We start from the raw sequence: 17,136 nt of genomic DNA, 5'->3' as shown, positions 1-17,136 counted from the left end.
TCACACTAATCATGCAGCCCATCACAAAATCCAGCAAGCTTGCTAACGTCTGTTACGACATTCGCGGTCCCGTCCTCGACCGGGCCAAACAAATGGAAGAGGAAGGTCATCACATTATCAAACTCAATATCGGTAACCCTGCTTCATTCGGCTTTGAAGCGCCCGAGGAAATATTACAGGATGTAATCCGAAATCTGTCCGCCGCCTCTGGTTATTGTGATTCAAGGGGTCTATTTGCTGCACGCAAAGCCATCATGCATTACACACAGGAAAAACGCATTCCTAACGTGCAAATGGATGACATTTATATTGGTAATGGTGTTTCCGAGCTGATCATGCTTGCCATGCAAGCACTACTGGAAAACAACGATGAGGTGCTCATCCCCGCGCCTGATTATCCCCTGTGGACAGCAGCCGTATCGTTGGCTGGTGGGGTTGCACGCCATTATATTTGTGATGAACAGTCTGATTGGTTTCCGGATCTGGATGATATTCGTGCTAAAATCACGCCTCGTACACGCGCAATTGTCATCATCAATCCCAATAATCCAACGGGTGCATTATATCCGGTTGACCTCTTGCTTGAGATTATTGAAATTGCTCGTCAGCATCATCTAATCATTTATGCTGATGAGATCTACGACAAAATACTTTACGATCAAGCAACGCACACTTCGGTAGCTTCCCTGGCTGATGATATTTTGTTTGTAACATTCAATGGTTTATCAAAGAATTATCGGGCAGCTGGTTTTCGCTCTGGTTGGGCAGTGGTATCGGGTGATAAGCAACGTGCACAGGATTATATTGCGGGTTTAAATATGCTGGCTTCTATGCGTCTGTGTGCAAATGTACCCGCACAATTCGGTATCCAGACTGCATTAGGAGGTTATCAGAGTATATATGATTTGACGATGCCTACTGGGCGACTCAAGCGGCAACGTGATCTTGCCTGGAAACTGCTAACTGATATTCCGGGTGTAACCTGCTATCGACCCCAATCAGCGTTATATCTGTTTCCGCGCTTGGACCCAAAAATTTATCCTATTCAAGATGATGAGCAATTCATACTAGATATGTTGCAGGAAGAAAAGGTGCTAGTAGTACAGGGAACTGGTTTTAATTGGCTCTATCACGATCATTTCCGGGTGGTGTTTTTACCCAATAGTGACGATCTGGCTGAAGCAATCGGTCGAATTGCACGTTTCCTGGAACGTTATCGTAAACGTCATGGGATACACCCCGTATAATTCCATGGCAAATCTCATTGAATATTCTCAGAAACTCTGAAAAATTCATAATTTAATTATTTTATAACATTCTTAGTTTAATTTTATAAATCAGAATATGAAGCCCATTAACGTTGGTTTATTAGGAATCGGAACGGTCGGTGGTGGTACCTATGCCGTCCTGAAACGTAACCAGGAAGAAATTGCCCGTCGTGTCGGTCGCAATATTGTGATCCGTATTATTGCCGACCGTGATATTGAAAAAGCACGTCGCCTAGCCGATCGCGACACCATCGTAACCGCTGATGCATTCGAAGTCGTCTCACGTCCCGATATTGATATTGTAATCGAATTGATTGGCGGACAAACGGTTGCTAAGGAGCTGATACTACAAGCTATTGCTAACGGCAAACATGTGATTACGGCCAATAAGGCCCTTTTGGCATCTCATGGCAGTGAGATTTTTGCAGCCGCTCAGCAAAAAGGCGTGGTTGTTGCCTTTGAAGCTGCAGTTGCAGGGGGGATTCCCATTATCAAAGCATTACGTGAGGGGTTAGCCGCCAATCGGATAGAATGGATCGCTGGCATTATCAATGGCACCAGTAATTTTATTTTGTCGGAGATGCGTGAGAAAGGGCTCGCATTCGATACGGTGTTGGCTCACGCACAAAAACTTGGCTACGCTGAATCTGATCCTACCTACGATATTGAAGGAATCGATGCCGCTCATAAAATAACCATTTTGGCAGCTATCGCTTTTGGTATCCCAGTCAGATTCGACAAGGTCTATATCGAAGGCATCACCAAGCTCAGTAATGATGATATCCGCTACGCTGAAGAACTTGGATACCGCATCAAGCTACTCGGTATTACCAAGCGTGTAGCGAAGGGTATTGAACTACGTGTGCATCCTACTCTCATTCCTATTAAAAGACTGATCGCCAATGTGGAAGGCGTGATGAATGCGGTGGTCGTCAAAGGTGACGCCGCCGGCCCTACGCTTTACTATGGTGCAGGCGCAGGCGCAGAGCCTACAGCCAGCTCGGTCATAGCTGATTTGGTCGATGTGGCACGTCTGCTCACTGCCGATCCGGAACATCGCGTGCCTTATCTCGCATTTCTGCCAGAATTATTATCAGACATCCCGATCGTACCGATGGAAGAGGTTGAAACAGCTTACTATCTTCGCTTCCAGACAATGGATAAACCTGGCGTTCTTGCCGATATCACACGCATCTTGGCTGATTCAGATATTTCGATCAACGCTATGGTGCAGAAAGAACATGCTGAGGAAGAGGATAAAGTCAATATCATCATGCTCATCCATACAACGATAGAAAAGAACATTAATGCTGCAATAGATAAAATTGAGAAGTTGCCTACCATGGCAGGAAAGGTAGTGCGTATCCGTTTGGAAGAATTAAGCAAATAAGCATGATGCAATTTGAGCTGACTTGCCGTATTTTTTCAAACTAGTCTAGGGTAGTAGTTTATTTCTTCTACTCTCTCATTATTCAATCAGAATACTATGCATTATATCTCTACTCGCGGCGGTATGTCGCCAAGAACTTTTACTGAAATACTGCTGAGCGGTCTTGCTCCTGATGGCGGGCTCGCTGTACCTGAAGTTTATCCAAAAATCAGTCCGTCTGAACTTGAAACATGGCGTTCTCTTGACTATCAGGCGCTCGCATTTGAAATACTTTCCCGTTTCATGGATGACATTCCTGCTAATGATTTGCGTCACTTGATAGCGCGTACTTACACAGCAGAAGCATTTGGCAGCCCAGACATTACGCTGGTTAGAACTCTCGAACCTGGGTTGCACATCTTGTGCCTGTCTAATGGTCCCACTTTGGCATTCAAGGATATTGCCATGCAGCTATTGGGGAATCTGTTTGAATATACATTAGACAAGACAAAAGCTGAGCTGAATATTCTCGGAGCAACTTCCGGTGATACCGGTTCAAGCGCTGAGTATGCCATGCGCGGCAAACGCGATATCCGTGTCTTCATGCTTTCACCGCTTGGCAAAATGAGCCGCTTCCAAACCGCGCAAATGTTTTCCTTACAAGATGAAAATATTTTCAATATCGCTATTCGCGGTGTCTTTGATGACTGCCAAGATATTGTCAAAGCGGTAAGTAATGATCATGCATTCAAGCAAAAATACCATATCGGCACGGTCAATTCGATCAACTGGGCGCGCATAGCTGCACAGATTGTTTATTATTTCAAAGGATATTTTGCAGTTACCCAATCAAACGATGAACAAGTATCATTTTCTGTGCCATCAGGGAATTTTGGTAACATTTTTGCTGGTCATGTAGCGCGCATGATGGGGCTGCCGATCAAACAACTCATTCTAGCTACCAACGAAAATGACGTATTGGATGAGTTCTTCCGTACGGGTCTATACCGGCCGCGCACTACTGGCGAAACACACCACACGAGCAGCCCCTCAATGGATATCTCCAAGGCTTCTAACTTTGAGAGATTTATCTTTGATCTGACAGACCGCAATGCTATGCGGGTTAAGGAATTGTGGCAGTCCATTGATAAAGGAAATGCTTTCGATCTATTTGGTAACACTTTGTGGGTTAAGACAAAAGAGTTTGGCTTCGTTTCTGGAACCAGTCATCACGCCGCACGTATTGATACAATTCGTAAGCTCTATCATGAATACAAAGTTTTGATTGACACCCATACCGCAGATGGAGTAAAAGTTGGACTTGAATATCGCGAACCGGGCATTCCGCTTATTTGCCTGGAAACCGCGCTACCCACAAAATTTGCCGAAAGTATCAAGGAAGCTGTGGGATTTGAGCCAATACGGCCTGCGGGACTTGAAAATCTGGAAGACCTTCCTCAACACTTTGAGGTCATGGATAAAGATGTGGATGCAATCAAGACCTTTATCTCCCAGAAGATTGAACAGACTTGATAATTAGGTATCACTCTGAATACATCAATCTTTTAAGCTGCATCGATGCCATCGCCCTGCACCTGCTATCCTTATCGGTGAATATTAACTGTTAAGAAACAGAGGAGCTTCAATCATGCGATTCTCAATTAGCCGCTATGATCCTGACAAGGATGAGAAACCTTACATGCAGGATTATGATATTGAGTTAGAGCCAACTGACAAAATGCTGCTGGACGCCTTGATTCGAATCAAATCTCAGGATGACAGCCTAAGTTTGCGTCGCTCCTGCCGGGAAGGTGTATGTGGGTCAGATGCAATGAACATCAATGGTCGTAATGGATTAGCCTGTATCACTCCGATAGCCAGTCTGAAAGAACCGATAGAAATCCGCCCTCTGCCTGGCCAGCCGATTATTCGCGATTTAATCGTGGATATGACACAATTTTTTAAGCAATATCACTCGATCAAACCTTATTTGATCAATAATGATCCTCCCCCGGAGACCGAGCGATTGCAATCACCAGAAGAAAGAGCCGAATTGGACGGGATGTATGAATGTATCTTGTGTGCATGCTGCTCCACAGCATGCCCTTCGTTCTGGTGGAATCCGGATAAATTTATCGGTCCTGCTGGCTTGCTGCAAGCTTACCGTTTTCTGGCTGACAGCCGCGATCAAGCTACTGCTGAACGATTGGATTATCTGGAAGATCCTTATCGCCTGTTTCGCTGCCACACCATTATGAATTGTGTGGATGTTTGTCCAAAAGGATTAAATCCAACCAATGCGATTGGTAAAATCAAAAATATGTTGGTAAAAAGAACAGTATGAAGCAGCGAGAACGCCTCCGTTGGCGTTGTCGACGCGGTTTGCTGGAGTTGGATATTATATTGCAGCGCTTTCTGGATAAATACTATGTGCAATTAGATGAAACGCAGTTAAAAACGTTTGAAACATTGCTGACACTCCCTGATAATGATCTATGGGATATAATTTCCTCCAAAAAGGAAACAGCAAACGAGAACTTGAAGTCAGTTCTAAAGCTTCTTCAACAAAGTTAAGCAAACTAACGCTGCTTGCTATACTAAAGCGTGTAGATCCTCAAACCATGGGAGATAGATATGTCTGAACAACGTACAGCAACCCTACTGCTTGGCGAGAATAGAGAACCGGTTGAGCTCCCGATTATGTCGGGTAATATGGGGCCGGATACGATTGATATCCGTACGCTCTATGCCAAGGGTGGTATGTTCACTTATGATCCTGGTTTTCTTTCTACAGCTAGCACCAAATCCACTATCACATTTATTGATGGCGATAAAGGTATTCTTCTCTATCGTGGCTACCCTATTGAACAGCTAGCTACACAATGTGATTTCATGGAAGTCTGTTATTTGCTGCTGAATGGCGAGTTACCCTCTGACGTACAAAAAAAGCAATTTGTTCATGCTATTAAAAGCCATACCATGCTGCATGAGCAACTGGTCAGATTTTATAGTGGGTTCCGAAGAGATGCTCACCCTATGGCAGTGATGGTGGGGGTGGTAGGTGCCTTGTCAGCCTTTTACCATGAAGCGATGGATATTTCAGATGCGGTTCATCGTGAGCAATCCGCCTTTCGGCTGATTGCCAAATTGCCCACAATTGCGGCCATGGCTTACAAATACAATATTGGGCAACCCTTCATTTATCCACGCAACGATTTAAGCTATGCTGCAAACTTTCTGTACATGATGTTTGCCACGCCAGCTGAAAATTATGTTCCCAATCCGATCTTCGTAAAAGCGTTAGATCGTATTTTAATTCTTCACGCCGATCATGAGCAAAATGCCTCAACTTCTACGGTCCGTCTGGCAGGCTCCAGTGGCGCCAATCCGTTTGCCTGTATTTCTGCAGGTATCGCCTGTTTATGGGGGCCCGCGCATGGAGGTGCAAATGAAGCATGTCTTAACATGCTGGAAGAAATTGGCGATGTTTCACGCATTAATGAATATATCAGACGCGCGAAAGACAAGAATGACCCTTTCCGCCTGATGGGCTTCGGTCATCGGGTATACAAAAATTTTGATCCACGCGCAAAACTCATGCGTGAAACCTGTCACGAGGTATTGGATGAAATGGGGCTCCATAATAACCGCCTTTTCAAGCTCGCCTTAGAGCTGGAAAGAATCGCTCTGGAGGATGACTATTTCATCGCTAAAAAACTTTACCCTAATGTCGATTTTTATTCTGGCATCATACAACGTGCATTAGGCATACCGACTTCCATGTTTACTGCAATTTTCGCAATGGCACGGACGGTTGGCTGGGTAGCTCAATGGAATGAAATGATCGCTGATCCTGATCAAAAAATAGGACGTCCTCGTCAGCTCTATACCGGTGTTACACAAAGAAACGTATCATCGAAAGAAACTGACAAATAGTAAGATCACTCTTAGTTTTAGAATTAATTTTTATGTGTATATGGGTAAGAAGGTAAAAATCATAAAGTTAAATTAATATCACTAGAATACAGGTCGACCGACATATCAAATAAATCGTGTTGCGCAGGTACTATCTATTCTAATGTGCTTTCGTTTTTTAAAATAAAATGAGTCTGGTCATGATGAGACAATTCTTTGAGAATTCAATGTTATTTGGTACTAATGCTCCTTTTATCGAAGATCTCTATGAAAAATATCTCAGTAACCCGGATTCGATATCTCCTGAATGGCGTAGTTATTTTGATTCATTGCAGCAGACTTTGACGATAACTGCTCGAGATGTACCTCATACTCCTATTATTGAATCATTTGTAAGACTTGCACAAACTCTTCCATCTAAAAAGCGTCTTGGCTATCCCCAAGTAACTATTTCATTAACCTCGGCTGAGGCTAAAGAACGTAAGCAAATAGCTGTTCTGCAGCTTATCAACATGTACCGTTTTCTCGGCGTGCGTCTGGCGCGTCTCGATCCGCTTAACCATCAGCAAGTACTCGATATACCAGAGCTTGATCCGGCATTTTATGAATTGACTGAAGCCGATATGGAAACGGTTTTTAATACCGGTTCATTGGTAGGTCAAGAGCATGCGTCATTGAAGGAAATTTTACAGATACTGCAGCAAACATACTGCGGCACAATTGGCGCAGAATATATGTACATTACCGATTTAAAGCAGAAACGCTGGATACAGAACCGCCTGGAGGGTCCGCGCTCTCAGCCGGGCCTTACTGCTGACTATAAACGACATATCCTTGAACGTCTAACTGCCGCAGAGGGTCTGGAAAAATACCTTCATACTCGTTATGTTGGACAAAAACGTTTCTCCGGTGAAGGAAACGAAAGTCTGATTCCTTTACTGGATAAATTGCTACAGCACGCCGGAGAAGTAGGCATAAAAGAAATCGTGATCGGCATGGCACATCGAGGCAGACTTAATGTCCTCGTCAACACACTAGGTAAAATGCCCTCAGACTTGTTTCTAGAGTTTGAAGGAAAAAAAGTGCAGACGCTCACTGCTGGCGATGTCAAATATCACCAGGGATTCTCGTCCGCTGTTATGACACAGGGTGGAATTGTATATCTTGCACTCGCGTTTAATCCCTCACACCTTGAAATCGTTGATTCCGTGGTAGAGGGGTCGGTCCTCGCCCGCCAACATCGTTTACACGATAAAAAGGGAGAGTTAGTCATTCCCGTGCTACTGCATGGCGACGCAGCCTTCTCAGGACAGGGGGTGGTAATGGAAACATTAAACCTGTCGCAAACAAGAGGTTATGGTACAGGTGGTACCGTTCATATCATTATTAACAACCAAATCGGCTTTACCACCTCAGATCCTCGTGACAGCCGGTCCACCCTTTACTGTACTGATGTGGCAAAAATGATCGAAGCGCCAATTTTTCATGTCAATGGCGACGATCCTGAGGCTGTAGTCATGGTGACAGAAATTGCATTGGATTTTCGCATGCAGTTTCACAAGGATGTCGTAATTGATTTAGTCTGTTTTCGTAAGCAAGGTCACAATGAGCAGGACGAACCGATGGTCACGCAACCCTCCATGTACCGCATCATCAATAAACATTCTGGGACACGCAAGCTTTACATGGATAAGCTGGTAGCAGAGGGCGTTATTGCTGTGGCAGAGGCAGAGGTTATGGTCAAGGCCTATTATGATGCAATGGATGCAGGTCACAACCCTAACAAGACCATTCTCTATGATTATAAATCACCTCATGCAATCAATTGGGCGCCTTTTCTCAACCCCAGCAAATGGAATCAACCGATAAAAACAGGAGTTCCCATTGATAAATTAAAGTTCCTTGCGGAACGTCTCACAGATATTCCGGCAACTTTTAAATTACACCCGAGGGTTGAGAAAATTATTGCTGATCGACGTGAGATGGGGAAAGGAAATCTGCCACTGGATTGGGGAATGGCTGAAAATTTAGCTTATGCTTCACTATTAAAAGAAGGTTATCCAATTCGTTTCTCCGGACAAGATAGCGGACGTGGAACTTTTTTTCACCGCCACGCAGTATTACATGATCAGAATCCTGAACAAGAGCAATGGGAAAGTGGCATCTATGTGCCACTTCGGTATATTACACCGAAGCAACCTGATTTGACTATTATCGATTCAATGCTCTCGGAAGAAGCCGTATTAGGTTTTGAGTATGGCTATGCAACGGCACAACCGAATGGGCTCGTTATTTGGGAGGCGCAGTTTGGTGACTTTGCTAATGTCGCACAGGTTGTGATTGACCAATTTATTACATCGGGCGAAGCCAAATGGGGACGTTTATGCGGATTAGTCATGATGCTGCCACATGGTTATGAGGGACAAGGACCTGAACATTCGTCGGCTCGGTTAGAGCGATTCTTGCAGTTATGCGCGGAATATAATATTCAGGTATGTGTTCCTTCTACACCCGCTCAGACCTTTCATTTGTTGCGGCGACAATTGATCCGTCCAATTCGCAAACCGTTAATCATCATGATGCCCAAAAGCTTACTTCGACATAAAGAATCGATATCGTCACTAGAAGATCTCGCTCATGGTCAATTCCAAGCTGTCATCCCCGAAACGGAACATCTCAATGCTGATAAGGTAAAACGTATCATTACCTGTAGTGGCAAGGTATATTATGAATTACTCGCCTATCGCCGCAAAGAAGACATTACAGACATGGCCATCATTCGGCTCGAACAACTCTATCCCTTCCCACACGAAGATTTTCAAGCAGAAATAGATCGTTACCATAATGCCAAGGAAATCATCTGGTGCCAGGAAGAACCAGGTAACCAGGGAGCTTGGCACCGTATTCAACACTACATCCTTAGGCATAAGCGACCTGACCAGATCCTCAGCTACGCTTTGCGTCCTTCCTCAGCATCACCTGCTGTTGGTTATCTGGAGCTGGACCGATTCCAGCAGCAGGGACTGGTTGAGGCGGCATTCCGGGATAAAATTTAAAAAGGAAAACAGATTATGTTAATCGAAGTCAAAGTACCTCAATTGTCTGAATCGGTTGCTGAAGCCACTTTGATTTCCTGGCACAAGCAGCAAGGTGAACTGGTCAATCGCGGTGAAAATCTTATTGATGTTGAAACTGACAAAGTAGTTATGGAGCTACCTGCCCCACGGGAGGGTATCCTAGCCGAAATCATTAAGGGTGATGGTGCCACAGTAATGGCTGGTGAAGTGATCGCTAAGATAGAGACAGAAACTCATAAGGCTCAAGTTCGTGCTGAAGCTGTAGCTGTCCCTGAAATAGAGCCTGTCTCCCCCGAGGTAATAACAAAAGAAGCTGAACAGGTGACACCCAAGCTGATGCCAGCAGCTAAAAAGGTTGCTGATGAAAACAATCTCAGCTGGGATGAAATCAATGCTATTAGCGGGACAGGACGCGACGGTCGCATCACCAAGGAAGATATCCTTGCCTATGTGAAAAGTAAGGCCATTATTTCTCCAGCCAGAACGGAAATACCTGAGATAGGTGCAATGGCAGCAGCTGGTGCTCGGCCTGAGCAACGCGTACCTATGACAAGACTACGCATGCGTATTGCTGAGAGATTGGTACAGTCTCAGTCGACAACTGCAACTCTGACGACATTCAATGAAGTCAATATGCAGGCGATTATGGATTTACGTGCGCGTTACAAAGATGCCTTTGAAAAAGAGCACGGAGTTAAACTCGGGATTACCTCATTCTTTGTCAAAGCGGCTGTTGCCGCACTGAAAAAATTTCCTATTATCAACGCTTCGGTAGATGGTAACGACATTGTTTATCATGGTTATTACGATATCGGTATCGCTGTTGCAAGTTCCCGTGGATTGGTGGTACCGATTATCCGTAACGCTGATCAGTTATCACTGGCAGAGATAGAAAAGCAAATCGCTGATTTCTCAAAAAAAGCGCACGATGGCAAATTGACTATTGAAGAATTAACCGGTGGCACCTTTTCTATTACTAATGGGGGTATCTTTGGATCCATGCTTTCCACGCCAATTATCAATCCACCGCAAAGTGCGATTCTAGGCATTCACGCGACCAAACAGCGCCCTGTAGTTGAAAATGGTCAGATCGTTATACGACCTATCAATTATCTTGCGCTCTCTTATGATCATCGCATTATTGATGGTCGTGAGGCTGTGCTCTCGCTCGTTGCAATCAAGGAAGCATTAGAATATCCAGTCAGTCCGTTATTTGAGCAATGAGCAATTAAAAAATAGGCCTAATCAATAAATGATTACAACGTTTTCTGACTTTAGATAGGTAAATAGTGATTCAACCAATATGTCATCCAGATAAACACGCCAAGCATCACCGAACTCCATTTCGCAGATCGCATATTGATTTCGGTAAATGATCGTTACAGGGCAGTAGGAATAAAGATGGTTCTCTGCACCTTTATTTTTGGCTATGCTATCTTGTCGATAAGGCATGAGTAATTCACTGAGCTTAGTCACACTGGCTATCTCAGATGTTGCAGAACCGTTTATTACGAGCCTTAATTTTTTTGCATAGCAAGAGCGGGCTCTCGCAAGACTATAAAGTTTATCGGCAATAATACGAAGTTCATCGTTGCTTCCAACAATGTTGCTAATAGTGACTTCAGCAATCAGAAGTTGATCTTCTTTTAACCAATCACTGTGATGACGAAATAATTCGTTATAAACCACGACCTCTACTTGAGCATGGCCATCATCTAACACGATGATGGCCATTTTCCCTCGACGCGTCATTTGCGTGCGAATAGAATGAATCACACCAGCAATTAGCTGGAGTTCTCGTCGTGAACTAAGTCGGTCTAGGCGGGTCTGGACAAACTGGCTAAGCTCTTTTACATGAGCAGAAAAAGGATGTCCGCTGAAATAAAATCCTAATCCCAGCTTTTCATTCTGCAGTATTTCTTTTTCTGACCATTGGGAAACGTTGATTAAAGCTGGATGTTGAAAATTATTCTCAATCTCCGCAAATAAGCTAGTCTGATGAATTGATAAACTGCGTTGCTCGGCAAATTCGATTGCGATCCCTACTGACGCTAATAAACCTGCCCGGTTAGGATCGATACTATCAAATGCACCGACACGAATGAGTGATTCCATAACACGGCGATTTATCACTCGACGATCAACCCGACAACAGAAATTAAACAAATCAGTAAACAATCCACCTTGATTACGCGCTTCGATAATGCCTGAGATAGCCCCTTCCCCAGTGCCCTTCACTGCCCCCAGGCCATAACGAATGGTTTTTTCGTCAACTGGAATAAAATGATATTCGGATCGATTGATATCTGGTGGCAAAATAGTTAGTCGATTAGCCAGGCAGTCTCCGTAAAACACATTGATCTTATCGGTATCATTCATTTCTGCCGACAAACATGCAGCCATAAACTCTGCGGGGTAGTGTGTTTTAAGGTAAGCCGTCTGAAAGGCGATCAAAGCATAAGCTGCAGCATGCGATTTGTTGAAACCGTAGCCAGCAAATTTTTCCATCAAACCAAAGAGCGTAATCGCATCCTGTTCAGTCAAACCATTCCTGATTGCGCCCGCTACAAAAATATCACGCTGCTGCGCCATTTCCTCTACCTTTTTTTTGCCCATCGCACGCCGTAGTAAATCAGCGCCCCCGAGGCTATACCCGCCTATCACCTGAGCAATTTGCATCACTTGTTCCTGATAAATCATGACGCCATACGTTGGCCCAAGAATAGGTTCCAGACGTGAATCCAGATATTCCACACGTTTACCGTGTTTACGTTCTATAAATTCGGGAATCAAATCCATGGGCCCAGGGCGATAAAGTGCTACCAGCGCGATCAGATCTTCGAACCGATCAGGCCTCGCTTTTTGCAGCAGATCTTTCATTCCACGTGATTCAAATTGGAAGATTCCGATTGCGTTGCCTTTTCTCATCAACGCATAGGTCGCAGCATCCTCTAAAGGAATATGATTTAAAGAAAAAGATTGATTCAGCGAGGGTATCGACTGCCCAGCTTGCCGATCGGCTACCTGTGCACCTGCTTCAGCATAGCGCTGCCGAATATCGTTTACGGCTCTATCTAGAATAGTGAGGGTACGCAGCCCAAGAAAATCAAACTTTACCAGACCAATTTTCTCGACATCATCCTTATCAAACTGGCTGACTACCGAATCTCCCGAATCGGCGCAATACACAGGGCAAAAATCGGTAATCTTGCCAGGTGCGATCAGCACACCGCCTGCATGCATCCCCACATTACGAGTCAGCCCTTCCAGACGTTCTGCCAGTTCCAGCAAATTACGCACATCTTCTTCCTCTTGTGCACGCTGTTCCAGCTGAGGTTCGACAGCACGTGCTTTTTTTAGCGTCATACCGATCTCGAATGGCACTAATTTGGCTAATTGATCGACAAAGTTATACGGTAGATCCAGCACACGGCCCACATCTCGCACGACTGCTTTTGCTGCCATCGTGCCAAAAGTAACAATCTGTGAAACGCTCTCAGCACCATAGCGCTGTTTCACATATTCAATGACGCGCTCACGTCTATCCTGACAGAAGTCGATATCAAAATCTGGCATAGATACCCGTTCGGGATTCAGGAAACGCTCGAACAACAAATCATAGCGCATCGGGTCAAGATCAGTGATCCCAAGTGAATACGCAACTAGAGAGCCTGCACCCGACCCACGCCCTGGACCTACTGGCACATCGTTCTGCTTGGCCCAGTTGATAAAATCCGCGACGATTAAGAAATAGCCTGCAAATCCCATTTGGATAATAGTATTGACTTCGAAACCCAGTCTGTCCTGATACTTTGGCAGCTTCGAAGCATATACTCCGGCATCTGGAAACAGAACACACAGGCGTTTCTCTAGTCCGGCTTCGGCCTGCTCACGTAAGTATTGTTCAATACTGACTGTACCCGGTGTTGGAAACATGGGTAAGCGGTTAACCCCTAGCTCGAGCACAAGTGAGCAGCGCTTGGCAATTTCTACACTGTTGGCAAGAGCAGATGGTATATCCGCAAAAAGAGCCTGCATTTCTGCTTGTGTTTTAAAATATTGCTGCTCGGTAAAATGATGCGGGCGCCGGCGATCGCCTAACACATATCCTTCTGCAATGCATACCCTAGCTTCATGAGCTTTATAATCTTCAGGTTCTAAAAATTGCACTGCATGCGTCGCTACAACAGGTAATTGTAATTTGGAAGCCAGCTGCAGAGAATTGCGTACACAGCTTTCCTCGTTCGCGTTGCCGCTTCGCTGTAATTCGATATAAAATCGTCCTGGAAACAAGTTTGCCCATTCTTGAGCCAGTGTTTCAGCTGTACTTAAATTATTCTGTGATAGATGCCATCCGATCTCGCCATGATAGGCACCTGACAGCAGAATCAATCCATCTGTTCCACCTTCATCAGCATGAAACCATGATTTCCGGAATTCAACCCGGCCACGGTACAAATTCTCACGATAAGCCCGCGATAGCAAACGACACAATAACAAGTAACCAGCATAAGATTGGCATAACAATAAAACGCGGGTAGGCTTATCACGATCTGTCTCATTAGTAATCCAGATATCACACCCAATGATGGGTTTAATACCTTTTTTGTAGGCGCTTTGATAGAATTTGATCAATCCAAAGAGATTAGCGAGATCCGTCAACGCCAATGCTGGCATATTATCTGATGCTGCTTTTGATAAAACTTCATCGATACGAACGATACTGTCGACGACAGAGTACTCGCTATGCAGTCGAAGGTGGATAAAAGCGGGGGCAGCCAGCATAATGCTATAATTTAAAATTAGCTATTTAGCTTTCAGGATTACTTCTGGGGATTATTCAACTATTAATCTGCGTAGTCTTGTATGCGTACAAAACTGGACATCGATCTAACATTACTTGCTCATTTTACACTATGCTAAACACCCCTGAACTTTTACTGCCAGCTGGCTCACTGGAGAAAATGCATATTGCTTATGCCTACGGCGCTGATGCAGTTTACGCTGGTCAACCACGGTATTCTTTACGAGCCCGCAATAATGAGTTTTCTCTGGAGCAATTACGTACCGGCATCACAGAAGCGCATGCGATCAGCAAAAAATTCTTTGTTACAAGCAATCTTATGCCTCATAGCGCCAAGGTAAAAACCTATATGGCTGATATGGCGCCCGTCATTGAGCTCAAACCCGATGCGCTGATTATGGCAGACCCCGGACTTATTATGTTAGTCAGAGAAAAATGGCCGGATATTCCTATCCATCTCTCTGTTCAAGCCAATACTGTCAATTACGCTGCGGTAAAATTCTGGCAGAAAATCGGATTAACACGCGTCATCCTATCCAGAGAACTATCGCTCGACGAAATTAGTGAGATCCGACAACTTTGCCCAGATATGGAACTGGAAGTGTTTGTTCACGGTGCCTTATGCATGGCCTATTCAGGACGGTGCTTATTATCAGGCTACTTTAATCACCGCGACCCAAACCAGGGTACCTGCACCAATTCCTGTCGATGGGATTATAAAGTCAAATCAGCCGAAGAAAATGCAACTGGTGACATTGAGCCTTTGCAAAAAATTGACTTCGACTTTAACCAAGCATTAATGCAACAACCTACCCCTCAGGGTACTGTCAAACGACATCCTGCTGCAGATCATGTTTATCTCATTGAAGAAGGAGAACGCCCCGGCCAGCTAATGCCTATCATGGAAGATGAGCATGGCACGTATATTATGAACTCCAAAGATCTACGCGCAGTAGAACATATCGGGCGACTCGTCAAAATCGGAATAGATTCTCTCAAAATCGAAGGACGAACCAAATCAGCCTATTATGTTGCGCGTACAGCCCAAGTTTACCGTAAAGCGATAGATGATGCGATAGCTAATCGCCCCTTCGATCCTGCCCTACTTAGTCAATTGGAAGGACTTGCCAATCGTGGCTATACCGACGGTTTCTACCAGCGGCATCACAGTCATGAAACTCAGAACTATCTGCGCGGTCATTCAGAATCAAACCGTAGTCAATATGTGGGCGATGTTACTGCTATCGATGAAATCAGTGGCATGGCTGAAATTCTGGTTAAGAATCGCTTTGAGATAGGTGATCGCTTGGAGATCATTCACCCTTCCGGCAACCAAGTGATTGAATTGGAGCAGATGCAAAACTTAGATGGCATGACTATTCATGTCGCTCCAGGTAGTGGTCACCGGGTGAGAATTCCACTCAAAGGAAATGTTGAAAAAGCTTTTTTAGCAAGGTTCCTATCTTGATCCAAACAAATCTACTAAAGAGAACAGTCCGAACGTTCACGCTGATTGAAAGAAGCTGGTAATCCGTTGAGGCAGCCAACTAAGCTGACCAGGGAAGGTTCCATGCATAAATCCAACATGTCCACCTTGCTCAGGAAATTCAAGAAAAACCATAGATGAAACCTTGCTTCTTGCCGGCAATGCATCAGCCGGCATGAATGGATCATTTTGCGCATTGATAACAAAAGTGGGAACCTGGATATGTTGAAGCCAAGGCTTGCTGCTGGATTTACTCCAGTACTCCTCCGTGTTAAGGAAGCCATGCAAGGGTGCTGTGACATGATTATCGAATTCATATAACGAGCTAGTTGAAGCGATCGCCTTCTCATCGAGCAAACCCGGAAAGCGCTTATGTTTTTCTAATGCTTTACGTTTTAAAGAGCTCAGAAAATGCCGGGTATAGATTTGGTTAAAACCTAAATCAAGCGTCTTTCCAGCAGCAGCCAAATCAAGTGGAGCTGAAACTGCAGCAGCAGCTGTAATCAATCTGCTTGCTTGACCACCTTGTTCACCCAACCATTTCAATAAAACATTTCCTCCAAGTGAAATGCCGATTACGTAAAGTGGCAAACCTGATTTCTGCAACTCACATTGATGCGCTATCCGTCGTAGCATCCAATCTATTTCCATTGAATCACCCGCATGATAAGCACGGGGTAGTCTATTAGACTCCCCAGAGCAACCACGGAAATGAATGACCGCGCCACGCCAGTTTTGCTCTCGCAAATGATTCAAAATACTGAGCGAATAATGACTGCGTGAGCTTCCTTCAAGTCCATGAAACATAACCACCAGCGGCTTATCCAAAGGACCTTCAAGCCAATCAACATCGACAAAATCACCATCATCAATCTCCCAGCGCTCACGCTGCAAAGTTACCTGCGGTGATGGCTTTAGAAAATAAGGATAAATGGTCTGTACATTACCGCCTGGTAACCATTTGGGAGCAACATAATTAAATTTAACGTTCATTTAGCCTCAGACATTCAGTAATGAGTTTCTCAAAAATGACAAAGAATAATAGTTATTTTCTTGCCATGCCAATAAACCAGTTCTTGTTAGATTTTCATTTAACCTAACTTTAAGCGAGGGAAAATGTTACTAATTATAAGTGTAGTAAAAAATTTATTTTTTATTTCTAAAAGTAATCAATATTTGGTTACCTTGCTTCTAATCATGTTGGTTATTCTAATCAA

General features: G+C 44.4%; 11 protein-coding genes. 9 read left to right on the top strand and 2 right to left on the bottom strand.

Annotated elements, in window-relative coordinates; genetic code table 11:
- Nucleotides 1-11 precede the first annotated feature (11 nt).
- The 8 genes from R2Q26_RS08280 (at nt 12) to odhB (ending at nt 10,853) form a co-directional block, all read left to right on the top strand.
- Nucleotides 12-1,247, top strand: coding sequence for a pyridoxal phosphate-dependent aminotransferase (locus R2Q26_RS08280; protein WP_317535834.1), 1,236 nt, complete (start codon nt 12-14; stop codon nt 1,245-1,247).
- A gap of 97 nt (nt 1,248-1,344) precedes the next feature.
- Nucleotides 1,345-2,658, top strand: coding sequence for a homoserine dehydrogenase (locus tag R2Q26_RS08275; RefSeq protein ID WP_317535833.1), 1,314 nt, complete (start codon nt 1,345-1,347; stop codon nt 2,656-2,658).
- 96 nt (nt 2,659-2,754) lie between these two features.
- Complete coding sequence (gene thrC, locus R2Q26_RS08270) at nt 2,755-4,170, top strand: threonine synthase (protein WP_317535832.1); 1,416 nt, start codon at nt 2,755-2,757, stop codon at nt 4,168-4,170.
- A 115-nt stretch (nt 4,171-4,285) separates the two neighbouring features.
- A complete protein-coding gene (locus R2Q26_RS08265) occupies nt 4,286-4,981 on the top strand; it encodes a succinate dehydrogenase iron-sulfur subunit (protein WP_317535831.1) in 696 nt (231 codons plus the stop codon).
- Nucleotides 4,978-5,211, top strand: coding sequence for a succinate dehydrogenase assembly factor 2 (locus R2Q26_RS08260; RefSeq protein WP_090568308.1), 234 nt, complete (start codon nt 4,978-4,980; stop codon nt 5,209-5,211). Before R2Q26_RS08265 ends, R2Q26_RS08260 begins: the two co-directional genes overlap by 4 nt.
- Nucleotides 5,212-5,271: 60 nt before the next feature.
- On the top strand, nt 5,272-6,573 hold the full coding sequence (gene gltA / locus R2Q26_RS08255; RefSeq protein ID WP_317535830.1) for a citrate synthase: 1,302 nt from the start codon (nt 5,272-5,274) through the stop codon (nt 6,571-6,573).
- 179 nt (nt 6,574-6,752) lie between these two features.
- Nucleotides 6,753-9,608, top strand: a complete 2,856-nt coding sequence (locus R2Q26_RS08250; protein ID WP_317535829.1) for a 2-oxoglutarate dehydrogenase E1 component — start codon at nt 6,753-6,755, stop codon at nt 9,606-9,608.
- Nucleotides 9,609-9,623: 15 nt separating this feature from the next.
- The gene (gene odhB, locus R2Q26_RS08245) at nt 9,624-10,853 is read left to right on the top strand and encodes a 2-oxoglutarate dehydrogenase complex dihydrolipoyllysine-residue succinyltransferase (protein ID WP_317535828.1); all 1,230 of its coding nucleotides are present in this window, start codon (nt 9,624-9,626) and stop codon (nt 10,851-10,853) included.
- Between the two features lie 21 nt (nt 10,854-10,874).
- Here odhB and dnaE read toward each other — a convergent pair whose 3' ends face one another.
- Nucleotides 10,875-14,414 (bottom strand): DNA polymerase III subunit alpha, encoded by a 3,540-nt coding sequence (dnaE, locus tag R2Q26_RS08240; protein ID WP_317535827.1) that lies wholly within the window; start codon nt 14,412-14,414, stop codon nt 10,875-10,877.
- Nucleotides 14,415-14,545: 131 nt separating this feature from the next.
- On the opposite strand from dnaE, the gene yegQ reads away from it, so the two are divergent.
- The gene (yegQ, locus tag R2Q26_RS08235) at nt 14,546-15,901 is read left to right on the top strand and encodes a tRNA 5-hydroxyuridine modification protein YegQ (RefSeq protein WP_317535826.1); all 1,356 of its coding nucleotides are present in this window, start codon (nt 14,546-14,548) and stop codon (nt 15,899-15,901) included.
- A 36-nt stretch (nt 15,902-15,937) separates the two neighbouring features.
- Here the strand turns inward: yegQ and R2Q26_RS08230 are convergent, their stop codons facing one another.
- A complete protein-coding gene (locus tag R2Q26_RS08230; protein WP_317535825.1) occupies nt 15,938-16,912 on the bottom strand; it encodes a hydrolase in 975 nt (324 codons plus the stop codon).
- Nucleotides 16,913-17,136 lie beyond the last annotated feature (224 nt).

Source organism: Nitrosomonas sp. Is37 (assembly GCF_033063275.1).
In the GTDB taxonomy this organism is placed as follows: Bacteria; Pseudomonadota; Gammaproteobacteria; order Burkholderiales; family Nitrosomonadaceae; genus Nitrosomonas.
This window is presented reverse-complemented; position numbering and strand designations above follow the sequence as displayed.